The 24,643-nt window shown below is 39.4% G+C and carries 26 protein-coding genes and 2 tRNA genes; 7 read left to right on the top strand and 21 right to left on the bottom strand.

The genetic code is table 11. The features are described 5' to 3' along the window. Window positions 1-11 precede the first annotated feature (11 nt). The 12 genes from rpsL to H9I37_RS02160 all read right to left on the bottom strand — a co-directional run bounded on the left by rpsL (window position 12) and on the right by H9I37_RS02160 (window position 12,294). Window positions 12-386, bottom strand: coding sequence for a 30S ribosomal protein S12 (gene rpsL / locus H9I37_RS02215; RefSeq protein WP_187380861.1), 375 nt, complete (start codon window positions 384-386; stop codon window positions 12-14). 320 nt (window positions 387-706) lie between these two features. After that, window positions 707-5,011 carry a DNA-directed RNA polymerase subunit beta' gene (rpoC, locus tag H9I37_RS02210; protein WP_187380860.1) on the bottom strand — a complete coding sequence of 1,435 codons (4,305 nt, stop codon included), beginning with the start codon at window positions 5,009-5,011 and terminating at the stop codon, window positions 707-709. Beyond that, window positions 5,004-8,570 carry a DNA-directed RNA polymerase subunit beta gene (gene rpoB, locus H9I37_RS02205; RefSeq protein WP_187380859.1) on the bottom strand — a complete coding sequence of 1,189 codons (3,567 nt, stop codon included), beginning with the start codon at window positions 8,568-8,570 and terminating at the stop codon, window positions 5,004-5,006. The genes rpoC and rpoB overlap by 8 nt, the downstream gene beginning before the upstream one ends. A gap of 199 nt (window positions 8,571-8,769) precedes the next feature. After that, window positions 8,770-9,150, bottom strand: coding sequence for a 50S ribosomal protein L7/L12 (rplL, locus tag H9I37_RS02200; RefSeq protein WP_187380858.1), 381 nt, complete (start codon window positions 9,148-9,150; stop codon window positions 8,770-8,772). Window positions 9,151-9,321: 171 nt separating this feature from the next. Next, a complete protein-coding gene (gene rplJ, locus H9I37_RS02195) occupies window positions 9,322-9,822 on the bottom strand; it encodes a 50S ribosomal protein L10 (RefSeq protein ID WP_187380857.1) in 501 nt (166 codons plus the stop codon). Continuing rightward, window positions 9,822-10,496: a 50S ribosomal protein L1 gene (gene rplA / locus H9I37_RS02190; protein ID WP_187380856.1), complete on the bottom strand. Its 675-nt coding sequence runs from the start codon at window positions 10,494-10,496 to the stop codon at window positions 9,822-9,824. The genes rplJ and rplA overlap by 1 nt, the downstream gene beginning before the upstream one ends. Window position 10,497: 1 nt before the next feature. Further along, window positions 10,498-10,929: a 50S ribosomal protein L11 gene (gene rplK / locus H9I37_RS02185; RefSeq protein WP_187380855.1), complete on the bottom strand. Its 432-nt coding sequence runs from the start codon at window positions 10,927-10,929 to the stop codon at window positions 10,498-10,500. A gap of 152 nt (window positions 10,930-11,081) precedes the next feature. Then, window positions 11,082-11,648, bottom strand: a complete 567-nt coding sequence (nusG, locus tag H9I37_RS02180) for a transcription termination/antitermination protein NusG (protein WP_187380854.1) — start codon at window positions 11,646-11,648, stop codon at window positions 11,082-11,084. Window positions 11,649-11,662: 14 nt separating this feature from the next. Beyond that, window positions 11,663-11,845 (bottom strand): preprotein translocase subunit SecE, encoded by a 183-nt coding sequence (secE, locus tag H9I37_RS02175; protein WP_187380853.1) that lies wholly within the window; start codon window positions 11,843-11,845, stop codon window positions 11,663-11,665. Between the two features lie 25 nt (window positions 11,846-11,870). Further along, a tRNA-Trp gene (locus H9I37_RS02170) sits at window positions 11,871-11,943 on the bottom strand. Window positions 11,944-11,995: 52 nt separating this feature from the next. Next, window positions 11,996-12,172, bottom strand: a complete 177-nt coding sequence (gene rpmG, locus H9I37_RS02165) for a 50S ribosomal protein L33 (RefSeq protein ID WP_187380852.1) — start codon at window positions 12,170-12,172, stop codon at window positions 11,996-11,998. 49 nt (window positions 12,173-12,221) lie between these two features. Beyond that, window positions 12,222-12,294: transfer RNA gene (locus H9I37_RS02160), tRNA-Thr, on the bottom strand. Window positions 12,295-12,496: 202 nt separating this feature from the next. Between H9I37_RS02160 and H9I37_RS02155 the strand changes: the two genes are divergently transcribed. From H9I37_RS02155 to radA, 4 genes are all read left to right on the top strand, one after another. Next, window positions 12,497-12,841 carry a DUF488 domain-containing protein gene (locus H9I37_RS02155; RefSeq protein WP_187380851.1) on the top strand — a complete coding sequence of 115 codons (345 nt, stop codon included), beginning with the start codon at window positions 12,497-12,499 and terminating at the stop codon, window positions 12,839-12,841. 45 nt (window positions 12,842-12,886) lie between these two features. After that, window positions 12,887-13,075, top strand: coding sequence for a hypothetical protein (locus H9I37_RS02150; RefSeq protein ID WP_187380850.1), 189 nt, complete (start codon window positions 12,887-12,889; stop codon window positions 13,073-13,075). After that, on the top strand, window positions 13,072-13,938 hold the full coding sequence (gene epsC, locus H9I37_RS02145) for a serine O-acetyltransferase EpsC (RefSeq protein WP_187380849.1): 867 nt from the start codon (window positions 13,072-13,074) through the stop codon (window positions 13,936-13,938). Before H9I37_RS02150 ends, epsC begins: the two co-directional genes overlap by 4 nt. Before the next feature lie 173 nt (window positions 13,939-14,111). After that, complete coding sequence (gene radA / locus H9I37_RS02140) at window positions 14,112-15,446, top strand: DNA repair protein RadA (RefSeq protein ID WP_370586910.1); 1,335 nt, start codon at window positions 14,112-14,114, stop codon at window positions 15,444-15,446. A 13-nt stretch (window positions 15,447-15,459) separates the two neighbouring features. Here radA and pgsA read toward each other — a convergent pair whose 3' ends face one another. Then, complete coding sequence (pgsA, locus tag H9I37_RS02135) at window positions 15,460-16,053, bottom strand: CDP-diacylglycerol--glycerol-3-phosphate 3-phosphatidyltransferase (RefSeq protein ID WP_187380847.1); 594 nt, start codon at window positions 16,051-16,053, stop codon at window positions 15,460-15,462. A gap of 137 nt (window positions 16,054-16,190) precedes the next feature. Then, a complete protein-coding gene (locus H9I37_RS02130) occupies window positions 16,191-17,012 on the bottom strand; it encodes a cytidylate kinase-like family protein (protein WP_187380846.1) in 822 nt (273 codons plus the stop codon). An 89-nt stretch (window positions 17,013-17,101) separates the two neighbouring features. Here H9I37_RS02130 and H9I37_RS02125 point away from each other — a divergent pair, with 89 nt between their 5' ends. After that, the gene (locus H9I37_RS02125) at window positions 17,102-17,677 is read left to right on the top strand and encodes an NUDIX hydrolase (RefSeq protein WP_187380845.1); all 576 of its coding nucleotides are present in this window, start codon (window positions 17,102-17,104) and stop codon (window positions 17,675-17,677) included. Here H9I37_RS02125 and H9I37_RS02120 read toward each other — a convergent pair. Then, window positions 17,646-18,335, bottom strand: a complete 690-nt coding sequence (locus H9I37_RS02120; RefSeq protein ID WP_187380844.1) for a LysM peptidoglycan-binding domain-containing protein — start codon at window positions 18,333-18,335, stop codon at window positions 17,646-17,648. The two genes, H9I37_RS02125 and H9I37_RS02120, sit on opposite strands and share 32 nt — an antisense overlap. 2 nt (window positions 18,336-18,337) lie before the next feature. Next, on the bottom strand, window positions 18,338-19,312 hold the full coding sequence (locus H9I37_RS02115) for a hypothetical protein (RefSeq protein ID WP_187380843.1): 975 nt from the start codon (window positions 19,310-19,312) through the stop codon (window positions 18,338-18,340). A gap of 110 nt (window positions 19,313-19,422) precedes the next feature. Here H9I37_RS02115 and H9I37_RS02110 point away from each other — a divergent pair, with 110 nt between their 5' ends. Then, complete coding sequence (locus H9I37_RS02110) at window positions 19,423-19,650, top strand: YdbC family protein (protein WP_187380842.1); 228 nt, start codon at window positions 19,423-19,425, stop codon at window positions 19,648-19,650. Here the strand turns inward: H9I37_RS02110 and holA are convergent. The 4 genes from holA to hprK all read right to left on the bottom strand — a co-directional run bounded on the left by holA (window position 19,634) and on the right by hprK (window position 22,584). After that, window positions 19,634-20,617: a DNA polymerase III subunit delta gene (holA, locus tag H9I37_RS02105; RefSeq protein ID WP_187380841.1), complete on the bottom strand. Its 984-nt coding sequence runs from the start codon at window positions 20,615-20,617 to the stop codon at window positions 19,634-19,636. The genes H9I37_RS02110 and holA overlap by 17 nt on opposite strands. A 12-nt stretch (window positions 20,618-20,629) precedes the next feature. Beyond that, the gene (gene lexA / locus H9I37_RS02100) at window positions 20,630-21,241 is read right to left on the bottom strand and encodes a transcriptional repressor LexA (RefSeq protein WP_187380840.1); all 612 of its coding nucleotides are present in this window, start codon (window positions 21,239-21,241) and stop codon (window positions 20,630-20,632) included. Window positions 21,242-21,304: 63 nt separating this feature from the next. Then, window positions 21,305-21,571 carry an HPr family phosphocarrier protein gene (locus H9I37_RS02095; protein ID WP_187380839.1) on the bottom strand — a complete coding sequence of 89 codons (267 nt, stop codon included), beginning with the start codon at window positions 21,569-21,571 and terminating at the stop codon, window positions 21,305-21,307. Window positions 21,572-21,594: 23 nt separating this feature from the next. Further along, the gene (hprK, locus tag H9I37_RS02090; RefSeq protein WP_187380838.1) at window positions 21,595-22,584 is read right to left on the bottom strand and encodes an HPr(Ser) kinase/phosphatase; all 990 of its coding nucleotides are present in this window, start codon (window positions 22,582-22,584) and stop codon (window positions 21,595-21,597) included. Window positions 22,585-22,764: 180 nt separating this feature from the next. On the opposite strand from hprK, the gene H9I37_RS02085 reads away from it, so the two are divergent. Further along, a complete protein-coding gene (locus H9I37_RS02085; RefSeq protein WP_187380837.1) occupies window positions 22,765-23,052 on the top strand; it encodes an HPF/RaiA family ribosome-associated protein in 288 nt (95 codons plus the stop codon). A gap of 6 nt (window positions 23,053-23,058) precedes the next feature. Here H9I37_RS02085 and H9I37_RS02080 read toward each other — a convergent pair whose 3' ends face one another. After that, the gene (locus tag H9I37_RS02080; RefSeq protein WP_187380836.1) at window positions 23,059-24,483 is read right to left on the bottom strand and encodes an RNA polymerase factor sigma-54; all 1,425 of its coding nucleotides are present in this window, start codon (window positions 24,481-24,483) and stop codon (window positions 23,059-23,061) included. Window positions 24,484-24,643 lie beyond the last annotated feature (160 nt).

The following is a 24,643-nucleotide window of genomic DNA, read 5'->3' as shown; positions in this document are numbered from 1 at the left end:
TTAGTCCTCCATTAAGCCTTTGGTTTCTTAGCACCATATTTTGAACGACCGCGTTTGCGATCTTCAACGCCAAGAGTATCTTTTGTACCACGAATAATGTGATAGCGTACACCAGGAAGGTCTTTTACACGACCACCGCGTACTAATACAACCGAGTGTTCCTGCAAGTTATGTCCAATACCAGGAATATATGCAGTAACTTCAATACCATTTGACAAACGAACACGAGCAATCTTACGAAGAGCTGAGTTTGGTTTTTTAGGTGTCATAGTCATAACACGTGTACAAACTCCACGTTTCTGCGGACAAGAATCAAGTGCGGGAGCTTTAGTCCTGTTAGCAGCAGTTTTACGACCCTGATGAATTAATTGATTAATTGTAGGCATCGCCTATTCTCCTGTTATTTCCGGTCAGCACCCCGGAAGTTATAAAAATCCCTTTATGGGGATAGGTTTAAAGATTATATAAAATTCACAAAATGAATTCAACTAAATTCGATGTAAATGTCAACAACTTATGATATTTTATCAGCAACTCATGATATTTTCGGTATATATTCGTCTTATAGGGAACACGATGAAAATCTGACTGTTTTTACCGTTTTGAAAATCATCTGTTGTATACATAAAAAAATCCGCCGGGTGCAATTCCGGCGGATTTTCAGTTTATTCGGCTATTTTGCACAATTTTTCACATTGCAAAAAAATCAGTCGTTGTCGTCAGTTTCAAAACTAGGTTCTTCAAGTTTTGATTCTGTCTCTGCTTCGAGACGGCGCTTTTCAAGAATTTCGTTCATCTGAACATCAAGGTCTTTGTCGCTGTCATCGAACAACTTTATTCCCCGATAATTTTTAATTCCAGTCCCTGCCGGAATCATGTGACCGATTGCAACATTTTCTTTGATACCGTGCAAACCATCTTTAGCTCCAGAGATAGCGGCGTTTGTAAGGACGCGTGTTGTTTCCTGGAATGATGCAGCAGATATAAACGAATCAACTCCTAGAGAAGCCTTTGTAATACCTTGGAACATCGGACGACCGATTGCCGGTTGACCACCTTCAGCGATTACACGGTTGTTTTCTTCATGGAACTTATATTTATCAACCTGCAATCCAAAGATGAATTTTGTATCTCCTACGGCGATGATTTCTACCTTGCGGAGCATCTGACGAACTATAATTCCGATGTGCTTATCATTGATATCAACACCTTGCTGACGGTATACAGCCTGAATTTCATCCATCAGGTAATTCTGCAAAGCATTTTCACCGAGTATTGCGAGTACATCCTGTGGATTTGGAGAACCTGCACACAGCTGCTCTCCAGCTTCAACTTTATCGCCATCTCGGACAATCATACGTTTTGTAAGAGGAACAAGGTGTTCAAACTTTTTACCGAATTCATCTGTAACGTTGATTACGCGTTTTCCTTTGCGAACGTCCTTAAATTCAACAGTACCGGAAATCTGTGCAAGTACACAAGGATTTTTCGGTTTGCGAGCTTCGAACAATTCAGATACACGAGGAAGACCACCTGTAATATCCTGAGATTTCTGTGCCTCTTTGTTCATTTTAGCAATCATATCTCCGGCTTTTACAGGAGCTTTGTCATGAACAAGGATGATTGCCCCTGCTGGCAAGAAGTAGTTACCTTGAGGGTTTCCCGCTTCATCTGTAATCACGATGCGTGGCTGCTTTATATCAAGATGCAAATCTGTGATATATAGTTCCGATTTTCCTGTTTGAATGTCGACTTTTTCTTCAAGCGTAGAGCCGAGAATTACGTCTTCATAATGAATATAACCGTCGCTTTCGGCAATGATCGGTTCAATAAACTGTTCAAACTCACCGATTGTTTCGCCTTTTTTTACAATGCTTCCAGCCTTTGCAAAAATTGAAGAACCGTTTGAAATTTCAATCTTCTGGTCTTTGCTGATTATATAGATTATGTCGCCGTCGATTTTTACTCGTCCGATATATCCTGACACAACGCTTTTGCCTTTGTGAGTCATGATAACATCGCCGCGCATGAGGCTTGTTCCGTCTTCTACAAGAACTTTATCATCTTTTTCAATGTTGATTTTGTCTAGAATACGGATTACTGTCATGCTTCCTTTTCGTGTAAACAGCCATTTTCCATCTTTTTCAACATGAGTTCCTTCGACGCTCTTGATGAATGCATCGAACTTGAGGACAATTTTGTTGTCGTCTGTAGACATTTCGGCAGCACCACCTGAGTGGAACGTTCTAAGTGTCAACTGAGTACCAGGCTGACCGATTGATTGAGCTGCAATAATACCTACAGCCTCACCGATTTCAACAATTTTATTTCTTGCAAGGTTTTTACCGTAGCATTTTACACAGATTCCGTGTTTAGCTTCACAAGTGAGTACAGTCCTGAGTTTTACTTTTTCAACACCGGCATCCTCAATCTTCTTAGCCATTTCTTCGTCGATATACTGGTTTACATCGCAAATCAATTCACCTTTTGGATTGACAACACGTTCGATTGTGTAATGACCTTCAATTCTTTCTCTAAGAGGAACTTTTACTTCATCGCCCTCTTTTATAGCAGAGTAATCGATACCGTTGATTGTCTTACAATCTTCTTCATTGACAACGACATCCTGAGCAACGTCGACGAGACGGCGGGTCATGTAACCTGCATCGGCTGTCTTTAAAGCGGTATCAGAAAGACCTTTACGAGATGCGTTTGTTGAAATAAAGTATTCTATAACCGAAAGCCCTTCGTAGAAATTTGATTTAATAGGAAGTTCGATGATATCTCCGTTAGGCTTAGTCATCAAACCGCGCATTGCGGCAAGCTGCGAAATCTGTCCGCGAGAACCGCGGGCACCTGATTTTGCCATCATGTAGATTGTATTGAATCCATGCTTATCTTTTTCAAGGTTATCCATCATTATCTTAGTCAAGTTATCATTTGTACGAGCCCAAAGGTTTGTAACTTTCTGATATCGTTCTTCACCGGTGATGACACCTTTTTCATACTGAGCGATGTAATCTTCAGCTTCTTTGTTAGCCTTTTTCATGATTTCAGTCTTAGCTTCAGGCACGAGGATATCTTTCATACAAAGCGTTGCACCGTAGAATGTTGCGCTTTTGTAACCGACATCTTTGATTGCGTCATGCATCCTGATTGTAAGCCAAGAACCTTTCGTATGATAAACATGTTCTATCATCTTTTTTAGAGATTTATCGAACATCTGGCGGTTTACATATTCAATTTCATCAGGCATTGCTTCGTTGAATGCAAGACGTCCGGCAGAAGTTTCAATCAAATCTCCTTTTTTGAATGGAGTCTGAGTCCCCTGAACAAAACCTTCGTCACCTTTAACTTTAAGAGAAGATGCGTCGAACGAATCTTTAGGAGCAGGAACTTTTATGAGCGCCTGCCATTCAATTGCGCCGACTTCAGCTGCCATTCGCACTTCTTCAGGAGTAGAAAAACGTTTTCCGGTTCCTTTAGCATTCGGCTTAATGGCAGTCATATAGTAAATACCAAGTACCATATCCTGAGAAGGAGCGACGATTGTCTTTCCGTTAGCAGGGTCAAGCAAGTTACGTGCAGAAAGCATCAATGTCCAACATTCCATCTGTGCAGCCTGTGTAAGAGGAACGTGGATAGCCATCTGGTCACCATCAAAGTCGGCGTTAAACGCTTTACAAGCAAGAGGATGAAGCTTAAGAGCTTTACCTTCTACCAAAACCGGTTCAAAAGCCTGAATACCAAGTCGGTGAAGAGTTGGCGCTCGGTTTAACATAACAGGATGCTCTCGTACAACCTCGTCAAGGATCGCATAAACTTCCGGAGATTCCTGTTCAACGAGCATTTTTGCTTTTTTAATGTTACAAACAACGTCCTTATCGACGAGTTTTTTCATCAAAAACGGCTTGAACAATTCGAGTGCCATTTTTGTAGGAAGACCGCACTGCCACAATTTTAATTCAGGTCCAACAACAATTACAGAACGCCCTGAGTAGTCAACACGTTTACCAAGCAAGTTCAATCGGAAACGTCCCTGTTTACCTTTGAGCAAATCAGAAATTGATTTAAGAGGACGGTTAGAAGCTCCTTTTACGGCTCTCTTACGTTTTGTGTTGTCGAACAGCGCATCAACAGCTTCCTGGAGCATGCGTTTTTCATTGCGAATTATGATATCAGGAGCAGAAAGCGACTGAAGTCTCTTAAGACGATTATTTCTGTTTATCACACGTCTGTACAAATCGTTCAAATCCGATGTCGCAAAACGACCACCGTCGAGCTGAACCATAGGGCGAAGCTCTGGAGGAATTACCGGAATTACATCGAGAATCATCCACGAAACTTTATTTCCAGATGCTCGGAAATTTTCGACAATTTCAATACGGCGAAGCAATCTCTTATCCGATTTTGCGCCTTTTTCAATCATCTTAGCACGGAGCTCTTTTGCGAGTTCATCGAGGTCAAGGCGTTCAAGCATAGTTTTAATTGCCTCAGCACCCATATCTGCAACAAAAGAGTTTCCATAATGTTCAACACAATCCTGATACTTTTCTTCTGTAAGCAGTTCGCCTTTTTTCAAATCTGTGTCACCCGGCTCAATCACGACGTACCTTTCGTAGTAAAGGACAGAACGAAGCTGTGCAACCTGCATGTCAAGCAAAAGACCCATGCGGCTTGGAACGGAACGATAATACCAGATATGACTTACAGGAGCTGCAAGTTCAATATGACCTGTTCGTTCACGGCGAACTTTGAAATGAGTTACTTCAACACCACAACGGTCACAAATAACGCCTTTGTAACGAATAGATTTAAATTTTCCACAGTAACATTCCCATTCCTTTGTTGTACCAAAGATTTTTTCACTGAAAAGACCTTCAGTTTCAGGACGAAGTGTTCTGTAATTTATAGTTTCAGGTTTCAAAACTTCACCATAAGACCAAGCCCTTATAGTCTCCGGAGAAGCTAGCTTAATTTTTAAGCTGTCAAAATCCTGTACATCACGCATTTGTATCCTCCTTATCAAAACTGCCTGGAGTTGCTGCTGTTTTATCAATTAGTTCCTGATCGCGTTCTGTAAGAGCAATCTGTTTACCCTTAGCATCGTAAATAGTGAAATCAAGAGCTAAACCGCGAAGTTCCTGAACCAATACGTTGAATGATTCCGGAACACCGATTGGAGATGATGGATCGCCTTTGACAATAGATTCATAAATCTTTGAACGTCCGTTCATATCGTCCGATTTAATTGTCATCATCTCCTGCAATGTGTTTGCAGCACCGTATGCTTCGAGCGCCCAAACTTCCATTTCTCCAAGTCGTTGACCACCGAACTGAGCTTTACCACCGAGCGGCTGCTGAGTAACGAGAGAGTATGGACCTGTTGAACGAGCGTGCATCTTATCATCAACCAAGTGGTGCAATTTCATATAGTAGATAACTCCAACGAAAATCGGGTTGATAAACGGCTCACCAGTTCTTCCATCGTGGACAATCTGTTTACAATCATTAGAAATATGAAGACCTGTTCCTGCAACGGCTTTGTTTGCTTCGTCGAGTTTTTCTTCAATCATCTTCTGAGAAGGCGATTGGAATACAGGCGATTCATAGAATTCGTTCAAATATTTACCGGCAATTCCGAGCTCAGACTCAAGAATTTGTCCAATGTTCATACGAGAAGGTACACCAAGCGGATTCAAGCAGACATCGAGCGGAGTTCCGTCTTCCAAGTATGGCATATCTTCGATAGGAAGAATTCTTGAAACGACACCTTTATTTCCGTGCCGTCCAGCCATTTTGTCTCCTTCACGAAGTTTTCGCTTGTTTGCGATAATTACTTTGACAACTTTGTTTACGCCCGGAAGAAGGTCATCGCCTTCGAGCCTGCTCATCTGCTGGATATCGATTACAACACCTTCGATTCCGTGTGGAACGCGGAGTGAAGAATCGCGAACTTCTTTTGCTTTTTCACCGAAAATCGAGTTCAAAAGTTTGAATTCAGGAGTTGTTTCCGTCTCCGATTTTGGAGTGACTTTACCGACAAGAATATCGCCTGAGCGAACTTTAGCACCGATTCTGATAATACCGTCAGAATCGAGGTTTGCGAGAGCCTTTTCGGCAGTGTTAGGAATATCACGAGTAATCCGTTCCGGGCCGAGTTTTGTTTCACGAATTTCAATCTGGAATTCTTTGATATGAATAGAAGTGTACATGTCTTCACGAACTACACGCTGTGAAATAAGTACGGCATCTTCATAGTTGTAACCGTTCCATGGAACAAATCCAACGAGGATGTTGCGTCCGAGTGCTAGCTCTCCGTTAAAAGTAGCTGTACCGTCCGCAAGAACATCGCCGGCTTTTACCTTTTCGCCAACTTCAACTGTAGGTCTCTGATGGTTACAAGTATCGTTGTTCGTCCTCTGATATTTCAGCAATGTATACTCATCGATTTCATTTGAACCGTTGACCTGAACTTTTACGCATGTGCTCGAAACAAATACAACTTCGCCATCACGTTTAGCTTTTATAAGGACGCCTGAATCGTATGCACATTTTCTTTCCATTCCAGTACCTACATGAGGAGGTTCCGGGAACAAAAGAGGAACAGCCTGACGCTGCATGTTACAACCCATCAACGCACGGTTAGCATCGTCGTGTTCAAGGAATGGAATCAATGAAGCCGAAACGGAAATTACCTGACGTGGAGAAACGTCGATATATTGAATATCTTTTTGAGCACGCTGAGTATAGTTACCTCGGTTACGACAAGGAATCGTTTCTGTCGGGAATGAGCCATCGTTTTTCATTCCTTCAACAACCTGCCCAATATTGTATTTATCTTCATCCATCGCAGATAGATATTCAACTTCGTTAGTAGCTTTTCCATCTACAACTTTGCGATACGGAGCTTCCAAAAATCCATAATCGTTGATTTTCGTATACATAGCCAAAGAAACAATCAAACCGATGTTTGGACCTTCAGGAGTCTCAATTGGACACATTCTGCCGTAATGCGAATAGTGTACGTCACGAACTTCAAACCCTGCACGATCGCGAGAAAGACCTCCAGGCCCTAGAGCGTTCAGACGGCGTTTGTGTGTAAGCTCTGCAAGTGGGTTGATCTGATCCATAAATTGAGACAACTGAGATGAGCCAAAGAATTCTTTGATCGACTGGACGATAGGTTTGATAGAAATCAAATCCTGCGGTTTCATAGTATCTGTTTCTTTTAGGCTCATGCGTTCGCGCGCTATGCGTTCCATGCGAGCAAAAGCTGATTTCAATTGATTTGTCATCAATTCACCTACAGAACGAATACGACGGTTTCCAAGGTGGTCGATATCGTCAATCTGCTCCTCATCAATATAAACTTTTATGAGGAATTTCATCGTGTTGATGATATCGTCTTTTATAAGAGTAAAGTCTTTAACATCATCTTTATATTCAAATTTTTTGTTCAGCTTGTAGCGACCAACGCGTCCGAGGTCATATCTGCGTTCAGAAAAGAACATCGAATTCAAATCTTTTTCAGCCTGATCGACAGTCATCGGTTCTCCAGGCTGTAAAATTGCATAAACTGCCGCAAGACAATCTTCTTTTGTTGGCTCGTTATCGATAGAACCTTCTTTTACAAATTTTACTTCTTCGCGTTCAAAACAATTGATTATCATCTGAGAATCGAGAGATGTATTTTTCTCATCAACATTTGAACCGCTGCGTGAATCAAACTTGATTACGCTGATTTTTTCAACATCATTTGCAACAAGTTCATCAATATCGTGTGGGTGAAGCTTAATACCGGCGTTGAACAAACGTTTTTCTTCGCCGTCCTCACCTTTGACGATAACTGCAGAAGAGAGAACTTTGTCTACAAGCGCATCGCCTTTTTCAACTTTTACGTCTTCAACATCGTAAAAACAGCGGATGATTTCTTCACGTGTAGAATATCCGAGCGCACGTAAGAACACAGTTCCAAGAATTTTCTTTTTGCGGTCTATTTTTGCAAAAATCAATTCTTTTTTCTGATCTATTTCAAATTCAAGCCATGAACCGCGGTAAGGGATTATGCGAGATGAATAAACACCTTTATCGTGACAGAAAATAACTCCCGGTGAACGGTGAATCTGAGAAACAACAACGCGTTCCGCTCCGTTGATAACAAAAGTACCGCGATCTGTCATAAGCGGAATATCGCCCATATAAATATCTTTCTGGAGAATTGCTCCAGTCTGAAGAAAGTTCAAATTAATACGTGCTTTTAAAGGCACAGAATATGTAAGTCCTTTTTGCTTGCATTCAAATTCTGAGAATTTTTGATTTTCCCAATCTAACTCATAGAATTCATATTCCAGCAGCATATCGCCATTAGGACTTTCAATTGGAAAAGTAGAGTTAAAAACATTCTGAAGTCCTTGGTCGAGAGGCTTTTCGCCTTTTTTTAAAGTTTCACTCTGAAGAAAACTCTCATACGATGATGTCTGGATTGAAATAAGATTAGGGACATCCATTGCTTGTTGGATGTCTTTACCGATGTACTGACGGTTGATTGTTCGAGTTTTTGCGAACATTCCATCCCCCTGATCTGTAAATTCATTTTATATCTGCTACATGCAGGAAACTCCGCACAGCACAGAAAAAAACGATTTTTATCTCACTTTGGAGATTTAATAAACAGCGCTTTATACGACTAAAGGGGATATCCGAAACCTTTTTGAAAATTTCGGTCATCCCCTGTTAGATATATAGTTTTGATTGCTCAAAAACTAATTATTTTCTTGAAGCTTTAGCACCAGCTTCTGTTACCTTCTTAATGATTTCGTCAGCATCAGCTTTGCTTACGCCTTCTTTAAGAGTTTTTGGTGCACCTTCAACCAAAGCTTTTGCTTCTCCAAGTCCAAGACCTGTGATTTCGCGTACAACTTTGATAACAGGAATCTTTTTAGCTGCATCGAATGATTCGAGTGTAACTGTAAATTCGGTCTGTTCTTCGCCACCAGCTTCTGCTCCAGCTGCTGCCGGACCTGCTGCTACTGCAACTGCTGCTGTAACACCGAACTTTTCTTCCATTGCTTTTACGAGTTCTGAAACTTCAAGAACTGACATTGAAGCGATTGCTTCTAAAATCTGATCATTTGTGAGAGCTGCCATATTGTCTTCTCCACATAAAAAAAATATTCCACTATATGAGTGGCTGCGGATTTTTTCTCAACTGAGCATTTTCCGCATTTAACAAGGACAGACGACAGCGATGAAGACTGACCTTGTATAAGGCAAATTTTTGCCGTTTTTGAACAACAGAGGTTATAATTACCGCTGCTATTACTTTTTGCTGTCTGCGTACGCCTGCAATGTAGCTGCAAGTTTCTGAACAGGACCGTTCATTGCAGACATCAACATAGCATAAAGCTGTTTCTTTCCAGGAACTTTTGAATAAGCAGTAATCTTTGCAACATCATAGATTTCGTTTGCAATGCTACCGCCTTTTACACTGAGAGCCGGAACATCTTTTGCGAAATCAAAAAGAATCTTTGCAACTTCGTTTGAATCTTCTTTAGCCATTGCAACAACTGTAGGACCTTTTAGATAATCAGCAACGTTTTCAACTTTCATATCTTCAAAAGCGATACGCGCAAAGTTGTTTTTTACAACTTTAAGAACTGCATTCTTTTCACGGAGTTTATCACGAAGAGCTGAAATCTGCTCTACTGTAAGACCGCGATAGTCAGCAAAAATAAAATCACTGTAATCAGCAAATATCTTTTTTGCTTCTTCGATAGCCTGAGCCTTAGCAGGCTGAATTTTTTTTGCTCTTACTGCCATTACTCACCTTCCTTATAATCAACCCAAACGCCGGGTCCCATAGATGAACTCACAGATACAGATGAAACGAAATTTGCTGTTCCAACAGGTTTTCTCTTGCTGATTTCAGAAAGAAGAGTATTTACGTTTTCTACAACTTTTTCCGAATCCATAGAACATTTTCCAACTGCAATGTGTACAATACCTGATTTATCCGCACGGAATTCAGTACGACCTTTTTTAAGTTCCGCAACTGCCTGCGCAACGTTAGGAGTTACAGTACCGGTTTTTGGGTTAGGCATGAGCCCTTTACGACCAAGAACCATACCGAGACGACCTACATCTTTCATCATATCAGGAGTTGCAACAGCAACGTCAAAATCAAGCCAGCCGTCTTTTACTTTATCGATATATTCTTCACCTGCAAATGCAGCGCCTGCATCTAAAGCTTCTTTTACTTTATCGCCTTTACAGAATACGAGAACTTTCTTTTCACCGCGGAATTGATTTGGGAATACCAATGTGTCGCGCACAGTAGCATTTTTTTCAAGACGAAGTGAAATGTGGCATTCGATTGTTTCATCGAACTTTGCATATTTCATGTCCTGAACCATTTTGCAAGCTGAAGCTACATCATATTTTTTTGTAAGATCATATTTTGCAGCTGATGCATTATATTTCTTTCCATGTTTCATATTACTGCTCCACCTCTACACCCATACTGCGTGCAGTACCGGCAATAATTTTCTTTGCTGCTTCAATATCATTCGCGTTGATATCAGGCATCTTTGTTTTTGCAATCTCTTCCAAATCCTTTTTTGAAAGTGTAGCAACTTTATCGCGAAGCGGATTTCCAGAACCTTTCTGAATTTTACATGCTTTGCGAATAAGAACTGCTGCTGGAGGAGTTTTTAGAACGAATGTGTAAGATTTATCCTGATAAACAGTGATGATTACAGGAATAATGAGACCTTTCTCCATAGATTTTGTACGGTCGTTAAATTCCTGTACAAATTTCGGAGCAGACACGCCGTGAGGTCCGAGAGCAGGGCCAATTGGAGGAGCCGGAGTAGCCGCTCCCGCAGGACACTGCAATTTAATCACAGCTGTTACTTTTTTTGTAGCCATTTTATTTCTCCCAATATTGGTGTGTATGGATCTAAAAAGATATCATACTAACGAGATGCCTATGTCCAACGGACTTGCAACTCTCCCAAAAACAGGATTTTGCGGTTTGCATTTGGGATACAAACCCCTGAATTTGCAAAGATCAATGTAAGTTATTTTGCGACTTTTTCAGCCTGCAAGAAACTCACTTCTACTGGAGTAGGACGTCCAAAAATCTGAACTTCTACGTTGAGCTTTTCTTTTTCAACGTTGATTTCTTTTACCGTACCATCAAAATTAGCAAAAGGTCCTTCCGAAATCTTGACAACATCACCGACATTGAATGCGTGACGAACGTGAGCCTGTTTTTCACCTTTGATTGCCCCTGATTTCTGAAGAAGATTCATCGCTTCATCTTTTGAAATCGGCATAGGACGATCATTTCTGCTCAAACTTCCTACAAATCCGGTAACTCCCTGAATTTTAAAAAGTTTTGCAACAGTATCTTTCCATCCCAATTCCGGTAAATCCATCTCAAGCATAAGATAACCCGGAAGAAACTTGTTCATACGAGACTTCTTTTTTCCGTCTTTAATTTCAACAAGTTCTTCTACAGGAACTTTTACATCAAGAATAACTTCTGAACTAACTTCATTCTTTTCAAGCAGTAATTTAATTGTACGTTCGATTTTACCCTCATAGCCGGTGTATGTATGAAGGATATACCAGTTTCTAGACATTGATATTTCCGTCCTTATTTCATCATAAGTTGGAACAATTTAGTAAAGCCAAGATCAAGCAGCCCAAGAACTAAAGCAACAACAATTGTAGAAACAATGACAACTTTAATTGAAGATATGACATCTTCTTTTGTCGGCCACACAACCTTCTTCAATTCTGCTCTGCTTTCTTTAATAAACTGAACTACTTTTGCCATAACATCTTTCCTTATTTTAATAAAACAGGGCAGGCAGGATTTGAACCCACGACAGGCGGTTTTGGAGACCGCTGCTCTACCAGCTGAACTACTGCCCTATATATAAAATTATCTAAAAAATTCAGATAATCAAATACCTATATCACAAGCTTATTTTGCTTTTGTTTCTTTGTGAAGAATGCTTTTTTTGCAGAATGGACAGTACTTATTTTTCTCGAGTTTTCCCGTGATATTCTTGCGGTTTTTGTAAGTTGTGTAATTTTTTCTCTTACATTCCGTACACTGCAATGCAATAATTTCAACAGCACCCTTTTTCTTGCTTCCCATATTTATCTCCTAAATACAATCACTTCAAGCATATTCAATTGTTTTCTTAAGCCCATGTGCAGAATCGAACTGCAGACCTCCACATTACCGATGTGGTGCTCTACCAACTGAGCTACAGGGGCAAGTGCAGCTCTCTACACAAATTCATAGAAAACGTGCGTTCTAAGACTATAATTCATAGTAGGGTTTTAGTCAATAAATTCAATTAAGAATTTCACAAAATTATTCAACATTTATTTACAAATTATAAACTTTTTATTTGCGCACAAATCGTTTATATTATATTTTATGTGTGATATTATATGACCAATATGAGGTACTGTCATGACAGTCTATAAAATTAAACGAATTTACGAATCGCCAACATCAGATGATGGCTACCGCGTGCTAGTTGATCGATTATGGCCGCGCGGTATCAGTAAAAAACGAACAGCGCTAGACGAGTGGGCTAAAGAAATCGCGCCGACCAATGAGCTGCGCCAATGGTTTAATCATGACCCAGAAAAATTTATAGAATTTTCAGAACGTTATACAAAAGAATTAGATGAAAATCCTGCCGCTATCAAGACGAAAGATAACTGGTCTAATCATCCAATCGTTACGCTATTGTATAGTGCTAAGGATGTGAAATGTAACCAGGCAGTAGTGCTTAAACAATGGTTAGAATAAATAGCGCTCTTCAAAAAAACTCATTTTTGACTTAAAATATAACTAATGATACGACTTCACAATGCTCTGACGCGTCGGCTTGATGATTTTACTCCGCTGTCGCCTGATAAAGTAGCTTTATACACTTGCAGACCGACTGTGTATGATGATTTGCATGTTGGCAACTGGGCAGCCTATATCTATTGGGATACGCTGGTTCGTATATTGCAACTAGAAAGAAAGAGGTTTTTATGAATATAGATATGCTAATCGATGGAATTTTAGACTCTTACGATCGTTACGGTCTTATCAACCGCAACAATACCGAAGATTTCCCAAACAGACAAAACGTTGTTGCAGTGCTTTCCGACCTTCAATCTTTGATTTTTCCGGGATTTCGCTCTGCAGAAAATATCGATTCAGTCAACATAAGGTACGTAACAGGGCAGAAAGTCAACAATATCATCGCAAACCTCACAAAAGAAATTCAAAAATCTCTCATCTATACATCTATTCGGATAAAAGAAAATCCCAGTGGCGATATAACCCAGTCGCATTGCTTCAAGCTCGCAGAAAAAACCTCTATTGCACTTGTTGAAGAAATCCCCGAAATCAGGCGGAAAGTTCAGCTTGACACGATTGCCGCATATAACGGCGACCCGGCAGCCCACAGCAACGAAGAAGTAGTCCTTTCGTATCCGGGAGTTGAAGCTATCTTAGTCTACAGGATTGCGCATTTTCTTTACGAAAACGGAGTCCCAATCATTCCGAGAATCATGTCGGAACATGTACATGGCAAAACCGGAATCGATATCCATCCGGGAGCCATAATCGGCGAGTCTTTTTTTATCGATCACGGGACAGGTGTTGTAATCGGTGAAACTTGTCTAATTGGAAACAATGTAAAGATTTACCAAGGAGTGACTCTCGGCGCATTGAGTGTGAAAAAAAATCTTCAGAACAAAAAACGCCACCCAACTATTGAAGACGATGTTACAATTTACGCAAATGCGACAATACTCGGCGGAGAAACGACAATCGGTAGAGGCTCGACAATCGGTGGTAACACTTGGATAACAAAATCCGTAGAAGCAAAATCTGTTGTGACACAAGGGTAAAAAAAAAGCAAGGTTTCCAGACAGTAAAACCAAAAGAAAACCTTGCCGTCCAGCGTTGCTGGACATCGGAGAGAGTTTATCAGCTTGTTTACAAGCTTCCTATAATATAATGATACACAATCCGAATGTCAATAATTCAGGAGAAAAAGTTGGCAAAGAAAAATGGTTCAATAATGTACAAATGTTCAAACTGCGGATATTCACAGCCGCGATGGCTCGGACGGTGTCCTGAATGCGGCGAATGGAATTCTCTTGAAGAAATCATAATTGACAACACTAAAATCACATCAACAGGGAAAGCCTCAAACAAACAGATAAAACAAAAACCTATCAGCCTAGAAATAATTCCTTCAAAAGAAAGCTCGAGATTAACAACAGGAATTGCAGAATTTGACAGGGTGCTTGGCGGAGGCGCAACAAAACGCTCAGCGATTTTGCTTGGCGGAGAACCCGGAATTGGAAAGTCAACACTTTTATTGCAAACAATTGCTCAGATAGCTAAAAATTGCAGTCAAGATGAAAAAGTTTTATACATAAGCGGAGAAGAATCGGCAACGCAAATAAAAGAACGGACAGAGAGGCTCGGCTTAGAGTGTTCAAATATTCAGCTCTTGTGCACATCGCGTCTTGAAGATTCGCTCGACGCACTAGATTCTCTAAATCCGATTTTTGTAATAATAGATTCAATTCAGACAATTTATTCTGCAGAAGCAGGGATAATTCCCGGAACTGTAAACCAGTTAAAATACTGCGCAAATGAATTTATATCGTGGGTGAAAGAACGAGATTCCGTTTTAATCATGACGGCACATGTCACAAAAGAAGGAGCGATTGCAGGTCCAAAATCTCTTGAACACATAGTTGATACTGTTATCTCTTTTGAGCGCAACAACGATGATATAAGATTTTTGCACGCACAGAAAAACCGTTTCGGCTCAATAGACGAAATCGGAATTTTCAGCATGACAGAAAAAGGACTTATCCCTATCCTCGACCCAACATCTTTGTTTCTCACAAAAAGAAAAGACACACAACCTGCCGGTGTTGCATGCACTCCTGTTTTTGAAGGCACCAGAGTTTTCTTAGTTGAAATTCAAGCTCTTACAGTTCCTGCAAAAGCAAGCATTTCACGAATTTACAGCGAAAAAATAGATTCAGGAAGAGTTGCAAGGATCGCTGCCGTGATTGAAAAAAGATGCGGATTGAGTTTTTCCGATCAGGATTTATATGTAAACGTTGCCGGTGGAATCAAACTTACTGAAAGTTCTATTGACGCAGCGTTGGCAGCTGCTCTTTATTCGGCAAGAACCGATATTCCTCTTAAAAAAAATACAGCAGTTTTTGGCGAATTGAGCTTAGCCGGAGAAATACGTCCTGTTGCAAAAGCAAGACAGCGGATTAAAGCTGCGGAAAATCTCGGGTTTACAACTATAATTGCACCGGAAGACGATAACTGCACCACACAAATTGACGACATAAAGAAAATGGTGCAGGCAGTGTTTAAATAAGACTCAATATAACTTACTGTTTCAAAATTTTACCGAAATGAATAAGGTAATCTACAAATGAAACATAACTCATTATCAGGCAAACAACAAACAAGACAAAAGAGATAGACTTAAGTGTTCCAAAGTAAGCAGGAATTGCGTCAAGGCGGACTAGCAATTCGAGGAAAACTGCATAAAATTCAGCGGTGATGTACATCACAGTTTTGATTTTTCCACCTTTTCGAGCTGCAATCACAGTGCCTTTTTGAACACACGTCATTCGTAAGAAAATCTGACTATATTCACGAAGCATGATTAAGATAAAAATATAAATCGGCATATAATGGATATTTCCGTTGTAAGAAAACATAAGGCATGCAAAAGAAGTTAAATGGAGAACAACATCAGCAAATGGATCAAAAATTTTTCCAAAATCGCTGACTTCGTTGTGCTTTCTTGCGTAATATCCGTCAAGGTAATCGGTAAACTCAGAAAAAATCAAACAAGGGATCGCTACAGCAAGCGATAATACAGCAAATTTTCCTGTCCATATCGGTAAAAAATAAAGGACAAAGAAAACCGGAGCAAAAAAGACTCGGACAAAAGTAAATTTATTTGATAATTTCATAGGTAAATTATCTATATTTCGTCAGGAAATGTCAACCAAAACTAAAACATTGAAAATATACAAAAGCAGAAAACTCGCAATAGCGGAGTGAACTCCATCAAAAAAAAAAGTCTAAGCTTAAATACTCTCTAGCTGCTTTATTGAAATGTTTTAAAATCATGAACAATGCTAACCGCAGATTTTACCTCAAAACCTGGCATCTCTTTTCTAATATATTGAAGAGCCTGTTCAACAGTTGTCGGCGAGTCGGAAACTCCATGCAGAACAAGTGTGTTTTCATGAATTGAAGCATGCATAAACTCAATATTTAAATGGAGCTCCATCGAAAGTTTGTTTACAACTCCCTGCGCCTTCAAAAGCTCGTCTATAACTTTATTTCCATCTTCTTCTTGTTTTACAGTCACTTTGCTTTCTACAAGATTTGCAATCAAAGAAACAGTGAGTTTCAAATCGAGTTTGCTTGTATTGATAACAGTGTGATAGAAAGCGGCATCATCGATATCGACATTGTAAAAACTTGAATGAAATCCTGCACGGTTTGCGTCGCTTTCTTTTATTCGCTGAACAGCCTGTTTTTCGTCCCAATTGTGTTCAGCCATCAATCTTTTTATCCTTGTTTCATCATCGGAAATCAAGCGAACAGAAATATTGTTCGGGACATCTTGCAATACAACAAATGCACCGCGCCCAATGATTATTACATTTTTATTTTGCGCCGCTTCCAAAATTGCGTATTGTGTATAATTTAAATATTCATCGCGGTCTTTTGCCAATGATGCAAAAAAACCAGGTTTGCGTTCATCATACTTTGGAAGTTTACTTTCTTTAAATCCGAGCTCTACTATCCGTTTTTCTATTTCTTCACGTGCGATGAACTTATATCCGAGTCGCCTTGCCAATTCTGAAGAAACTTCGTCACCCAGTGCGCCAACCTGCCTTGAGATTGTAATGATTGCCATAAATTCACCTCACTTATATAATATTTTATACTTTCATATTTATAATAAAACCAGATTGGCAATATGTCAAAAAAATAGGATGCAAGATAATGAAAAATTACTTTACAAAACAAGATGAAAAGCTAAAGTGGACCGAAGGAAAATCTGAAGTAGTGTTCAAAACAGCAGTCTGCAATGTAACAAAACGGCACAATACATCTTACACAGGAATTGAAGGAGACTACGTCGTGCTAGATGCGCCTGATTGGGTTATCATAATTCCTGAAACAGATAAAAAATTTCTGATGGTTAAACAGTTTCGGCACGGAGAGAATGGCTTAAGCATAGAATTTCCCGGCGGAGTAGTTGACAAAGGAGAATCTCCGGAAACGGCTGCCAGACGAGAGTTAAAAGAAGAAACAGGTTATAAAGCTGGAAAATTGATAAAACTAGGCAGCTGCAATCCTAACCCTGCAATATTCAGCAATCACGTACATTTTTACCTTGCAGAAGAGCTTGTTAAAGATGGGAAACAGAACTTAGATGATGACGAATTGATCAACTGTATAGAAATGACAAAAATGGAAGTTTTAGAAGGAATGGGGACACCGCAGTTCCCACACGCATTGATGGGAACCGCAATGTCTATGTATTTTACTCACCGTAAGGAGTGTATTCTTTTTTAGGATCGTATGTACCTTTACGATATTCACCTGTGATACTTGGAATCTGCATCTTCATACCAGGGTGGATAAGGTTAGGATCTTCAGGTTTAGGCATCTTTGATTTATTTGCCTGATAGAGATTTTCCCAAAGAAGAGGATTGTTGTAAACATAAGGACGTCCTGAAATATTCCAGTAACAGTCTTTTGTCTCTGCCCACGGTTTCACAATATAAAATTCAGGAAGTGGAGTAACTTCTCTGATTCCGTCCAAATCGCTCAAACATTTTTTTGCATATTCAAGTGCTTTCGGATAATCTTCTCCAGCAAAAGAGTTTTCTGCATTTGTAAGATTTTCTTTAGCAGAAGTGTATGCCATCGGGAATGTGTTTGCCGCATCAACAGATTCTGCACGAGCGAGTTCATTCTTTGCAAGTTTGATTGTCTTTTCCGCATCTCCGCGAGCAATCATCATCTGGATATACGCACGAGAGAGTTCGGCATTTTCTTCTGCTTTTTTTGAGTATTCAACAGCATCGTCATACTGCCCTGCATCGAGCGCATTTTCGGCTTTTTTTGTATATTCATCTGCAAGTTTCTGATATGTATTGTTTTTATAGCTGACTGCAAATGCAGAAAGTGTAAATAAAACTATCAATAAAATTGAAATTATTTTTTTCATGATTACTCTCCCCCTTCTGCATCATCTATTGTATCGGGAATTTTTACTTCAGATTCTTCCGGAGCTGCATATTTGTCTTCTTCAAGAAGAACAGCATCATCCGATTCGATTCCATCAACGTTTTCATCTGTGATAGGAGCTTTCATATCAGCTTCTTCTGCAAATTTTTGACTTTCTTCTACACGTTTTTTTGCAGCGTCAATTGCAGCTTGTGCTGCAGCTCGTTTTGCGGAAACATCTGCATACAATGAATTGAAACTATCTTTTGCCTTAGAGTAGCATTCGAGCGCCTTTTTTGGACTCTGCATAGAGTAAAGAGAATCGCCTTTCTGGAGAGTTTCAACAGTTTCCTTGTATTCGCTTTTTCGTGCAACGCCAACTTTTACGCTATCTGCTTTTTTCTTTGCATCGATAGCAAGCACACGTTCTTCTTTTGCAAGCTTTTTGTAAGCAACAAGGATAACAGTGTTCAAGTTAGAATATGCCTCTTTTGCATAAGTCTCGGTTTTTTTATCGTTTAAACCAGAAGACTTAAAAGCAGCTTCTACTTTTTCAAGATATTCAACGCCGTTATCGTAGTTAGATTTTGCATATCCTGCGAAATCATTTTCATCGATTTCTTTTTTCAGAGCGACAGCATTTGAATAATTAGCAAGGAGATTATATTTTCCGACAATATCTTTTGCCTTGTTTGAAAAATCAGGGTCGTCTTTCTCGAGGGCATTCATCATGTCATCGATAAACTTTAACTGATTTGAAGCGTTTTCTTCTGCGCCTGCTTCAACTGCAGCTTTGCGTGCATTTTTAATTTCATCCATCAATCTTTCATACTCTGAAAGATTCTCTTTTGAATTCTCTGTAGAATCTTCTACCTTTGGAGCTTCAGGCTCAGTTTTTTCCGGAGCCGGTTTTGAACCGCAGGAAATAAAAATTAATACAGTAAAAACAGAAAGAAGCGATATTAAAATTTTCTTCATTATTTACCTCACATCTCTGATTTTAGTTTGTATGCTGATTTTAACACATTTTTTTTAATGACACAACTTTATATTATCGATAATAATAGTATTATAGGAGATTTAACCGAATGGCTGAAGATTTTTCTTTTGAAATTGTTAAAAAAATTGGTACGGTTGCTGAAGGCAAAGGCGGTTGGAACATCGAACTGAACCTTGTTTCTTGGGGCGGAAGACCTGCAAAATACGATTTACGCAGCTGGTCACCTGATCACCAGAAGATGGGCAAAGGTTCTACTTTTTCTAAAGACGAACTCATATCATTAAAAAAGTTGCTAGACACTATTCAGATTGAATAGATTGGATTCTTGCACCTTTTTTTATAACGATTTCATATAACAATTTTTGAAGCAAAACATCCTCCATCATAGAGCCGCCAGAACGGATTTCCATATCAGTAGAGGCTAGGTCGGCAAGTATTGCGGTCGCCTGTCCTACTGACCAGATTTGTGCTGCCTTTGCGTATTGTTTTTGCATTGTTTTACCAAAAATCGCTGAATCGCCTTTTTTGCAATACAAAATAAGCTTTCTAAAACACGAAGCAAGCCCTGCTATTATCATCACCGAAGAACTTTCTTTTGAAAATCTTATCTTTTGCAAAACTCCAAGACCTTTTTCAAAGCGCGTATGAGCATTTACAGAATTATCCGATATTTGATTAAAAAGCGTAAAGGCATTTTCTTCGCGGTCGTGGGTTAAAATTGATTCGACATCTTCTTCCGTGATTTCGTGCTCTTTTGGAAAACACAGAAAAAAACGCGAACACTCGCTTGCAAGGGCTTGAGTGTTATTTTCTATTAAATCGAGGATTAACTGTGATGCATCTTCTCCGATTTTATAACCGTTTTTCTGAAAAAAATTCTGCACCCACGGAAGTTTTTTATTTTCAAACATCTCCCAAAACTTTATCCTGTTTGCAGGCGGAACGAGTTTTTCAAGTTTGGCATCTACGGAAATGTCATCAGAGACAAGGACTAATGCGGTTGTCGGTTCGGCATTTTTGAGCCAACTCGAAATCATATCTATATCTTCTTTCTTTTTTAGAAGTTCAACATTTTTGCAGACTACGAACACTCCGTTTGAAAACAGAGTTCCGCTTTGCAAAATCGTCATGATTTCATTGAACGGAGTTTCAGAAATATAAAAATAATGTTCGTCAATTTCCGAATACTGTTTTTGAAGACCGCTCAACACTTTTTTTACAGCTTCATCTCGTTCTCCAAATTCAGGTCCGGTATAAAGATATAAAGGTACTTGTTTTTGCATAACAAAAATAAATCAATAAGTTCTCACGATATTTGAAAGAATCCCAACAATTCTGACATCTGTGCAATATATCGCCTGAAATGCAGGATTTTCCGGCTGAAGCCTTACTCGCTGAGATTCTTTGTAATAGCGCTTAAGGGTGATAGCATCGTCTATCACAGCAACTACAATCTGACCATCGGCAGCGTTTGAAGCTTGCTCTACAACTGCAAGATCTCCATCGAGAATACCTGCATTGCTCATACTCTGACCTCGTACTCTAAGCGCGAAATAACTTTTTCCTGGTCGAACAAAAGGCTCTGTAAGGTTTATATAACCGTCGAGATTTTCTTCGCTCAAAAGCGGCTTTCCTGCAGCGACACTTCCAAGCAGTGGAACTTTTCCTACAAAAGGTTCTGGAGTTTTTTCTCTAAAGTCTTCCAAAACTTTAATTGACCGAGCACGCTTCTGGCTCTGCGAGAGAAAACCTTTTTTTTGAAGCGCCGTGATGTGGTCTTGAACTGCACGCAGCGAAATTTCAAAATGTTCACTTATATCGCGAACTGTCGGAGGATAAGAATTTTCTTCCGTATACGTACTGATAAACGTAAGGACTTCTTTTTGTCTGTCTGTAATACCCCTCATATACACTCCATAGACCTTTGTTTTTCTTTTTTACTCTTTGATTAATACAGTTTTTCTTTAATACTACTCTTCTTCAAAACGATTTTTAAACAATTCTTCGATAACAGATGCCGCCTCAGCTTCATCAGGACCTTCAACAGTCAATGTAAGATGAGTGTTGTAACCGGCTCCCATAGCAATTACACCCATAATCGATTTTGCATTTACAGTCGCATCATCGCGCGTAAGAGTAATTTCACTTTGAAATTTATTAGAAGTCTGCGCAATAATTGCAGCAGGGCGCGCATGAATTCCTGCTCTATTCTGTACGGTCAAAATTTTCTTAATCATAGTTTGCTTCCTCTATATTTTGTTTAGTATGAATCGTCATTACTATTGTAAACTGTCTTGGCATCGCCAGTTTCAATCCATTTTAGAACATTTTCATTAAAATCTTTAGCTGAGTTATATCCCATATTTTTTAAACGCTCGTTCATAGCCGCTGCCTCAATTATAATCGGCAAGTTACGACCGGGACGAACAGGAACTTCGATGACGGGCACTTTTACGCCGAGCAACTCTTTATACTTTTGTTCGGAACCAAGTCTGTCATACGCTTTTGCACTATCCCAATCTTCAAGTTGAACAACAAGTTGAACTTCTTTTTGGTCGCGAATAGCACCGACTCCATAAAGCTGTGAAATATTTATAATTCCGAGCCCTCTGATTTCCATGTGGTGGCTAATCATTGTGTTCGCACCGCGCCCAAGTATAGTGTTTCCGTTTACACATCGAATTTCTACAATATCATCTGCAACGAGCCGGTGACCGCGTTCTACAAGTTCAAGTGCAGTTTCACTTTTACCTACACCTGAATGACCGTTTAAAATAATTCCGATTCCGTAGACTTCAACAAGAACTCCGTGCAGAATCTGATGAGGTGCAAACTGGTTTGAAAAAACCCGAATTATGCGGTTCGAAAATTCGGTCGATGAGAGAGGAGTCTGCAAAACCGGACAACAATTATCTTCTGCAATCTGCCTAAAATCTTCGGTAGGTTCGAGATTGTACGTAAAAACGCAGCAAGGCATATCTTGTGTAAAAAAATTTTTTATAGATTCTATGTTTTTTTCTTTGAGAAGTCTTTGGAGGAATGCTGCTTCACCGCGTCCGAACAACTGAACACGATTACCTGCAAAAGATTCAAGAAACCCTGAAAGGGCAAGACCCGGTCTGTTTATTTCAGGAACTGTGATAGCTCGCGGCAAACCACGACGCCCGGCAATGCATTTTAAGTCAAGCGCATCGTACCCCGACAGTTCAAGATTGAGCAAATCCAACACTGTGAATTTTTTACCAGTCATGAAGTCACTATACACAGTATAAGACATTTTTTCAATATGAATGTTTTTTTATTTTGTTTTTCAAGGTATCCCATGTTAATATATATTTGATGAAGAAATTCAAATTATTCCTCCATCAGCTTGCGTATGTGAGCATTATTTTAAACCAGATGAAGTAAAATTACTTCAAGGGAGACAATTATGACACCATCAATTAACGCCGTAGGTTTTACGCTTGAAAAAAAACAATCGGATATGATAGATAAAAAGCTCGAAAGAATTTCTTATGCAGACGATTTGATTGTTGATTTACTTTTGAAAATCAAGCACGATAAAACTTATATATTTGATACAACTGTAAACTTTAAATGGGGAACTCAGGCTCACGTTTCTGGGGAAGATTTTGAGTTTTCAGCAGCGTTAAACAAGATGATGGACGTACTCGACAACAAAATTAAAAAAGAAAAAGATAAAGTTCAAGAAAGATAATTTGTTTTATCTAAAATAGCTGTTTTTTATTCCCGCTTGGATTCTGTATTTTGCCACTGTCCTGCGGGATATTTTTATGCCTTCTGCATTTAACAGTCCTGCCATCTTAGAATCGGAGATAACCGAATTTTTATTTTCTTGAAGAATTTGATTTATGCGAGTTTTAATCACTTCCGATGAAACTTTTTCGCCTGATGCCGACTCAACTCCTGATAGATAAAAATAACTGACAGGAAACAATCCCCACTGTGTTGAAATATATTTGCTGCTGTTTTTAGAAGACATCCTCGAAACAGTAGACTGGTGAACTCCAAGTTTTTGCGCAACTTTTTGACGTGTCAGAGGCTTTAGATGTCCTGGACCGTTCTTGAAAAAATCTTTTTGTTCGTGGACAAGAATACACCCCTGCAAAACGTTCGTGCTTTCGCGATAGCCTAAATTGTACATAAAAAGCTGTGCTTTATTGTAATTTTCTTTATCAACTTTAAAATCTTTAGCAAGCCTTATTTCTGGTAAATTTCCACTGGCATATTTTACTTGAAAATGGCATTCTCGGTCGCAACTTACAAGACCGCTGCTATAATCATCTGAAGGGAGATATCCGTCGACTTTCTCAATTTTCAAGACGATATCTGGAATTGCAGGATCTGTAAACGAGTCGACGCTGTAGCCGTGTGCCGGATGAGGGTCTAAAGAAAGGATAAATTTAAGAGCTTGAGAAACTTTTTCTTCATCTAGTTCAACTTTATCGAGCAAGATTTCTGCCGCAAACGCTTTTTTGTGCCAATTGGTGCGGTATTCTATCAGCTTTTTTAAGATTTTTTGAGGTTCAGGCGGATTTACCATGTCTAGATGCCCGTTCAAAAGGAAAAGTGCAATTTCCGGAGCATTTTCACTCAGTTTTGCCTGAACAAAAAGGCTTTCTTCCGGCGTTTTGCAACAAACACCGACGGGATCCATAGAGTGAACAATATCTAAGCAACGCTCAAGGAGTTTTTTTCCAGCATCATCTTTTTTTGATAAAAAAGTTTCCGGGTCAAGCATTGAACCGTAAAATCCGTTTTTATCTAGATTGTAGATTAAGCGGTGACAAAGGTTGTATTCTGCCTCAGAAACGTTCATGATGTTCAACTGGTGCATAAGATGAGCTTGAAGAGATTCTCTGTGGCTTTCATGGTTTTCAATCGCTGCCTGATTTTTGTCGGAATCCAAGCTGCCGGAACTACGCACATAATCTGAATAAGAGTTTCCTGTCGGTTCTCGGACAATTTCCAAAGCGGGATTTTCGCTTACAGCTTTATGAATTGCGTCGGTCAGCTCGGTATTTGTCATAGACAAAAAACTGAGAGCTTGAATTTGAGAGAAAGAAAGCTTCTGAAACTGTCCTTGTATCTGCTTAGAAACTTGACGCTGCGAATTAGATGTTTTCATCTATAGGAATTATAACATAATTTCATTTCTGCAAATATATTTAAAAATATGAAAAAGATTGAAGAATTATGGCTCCGTGTGCCTAAAATCCTCCTGCCAAAGAACATAATTGACTGAGCAGAGTCTACCCGCTCCGCACAAAATAACTTCGACAAGTTGC

Origin of the sequence: Treponema sp. Marseille-Q3903 (assembly GCF_014334335.1) — a bacterium.
In the GTDB taxonomy this organism is placed as follows: domain Bacteria; phylum Spirochaetota; class Spirochaetia; order Treponematales; family Treponemataceae; genus Treponema_D.
The sequence above is the reverse complement of the archived record's forward strand: the minus strand, read 5'-3'. Positions and strand labels throughout refer to the sequence as shown.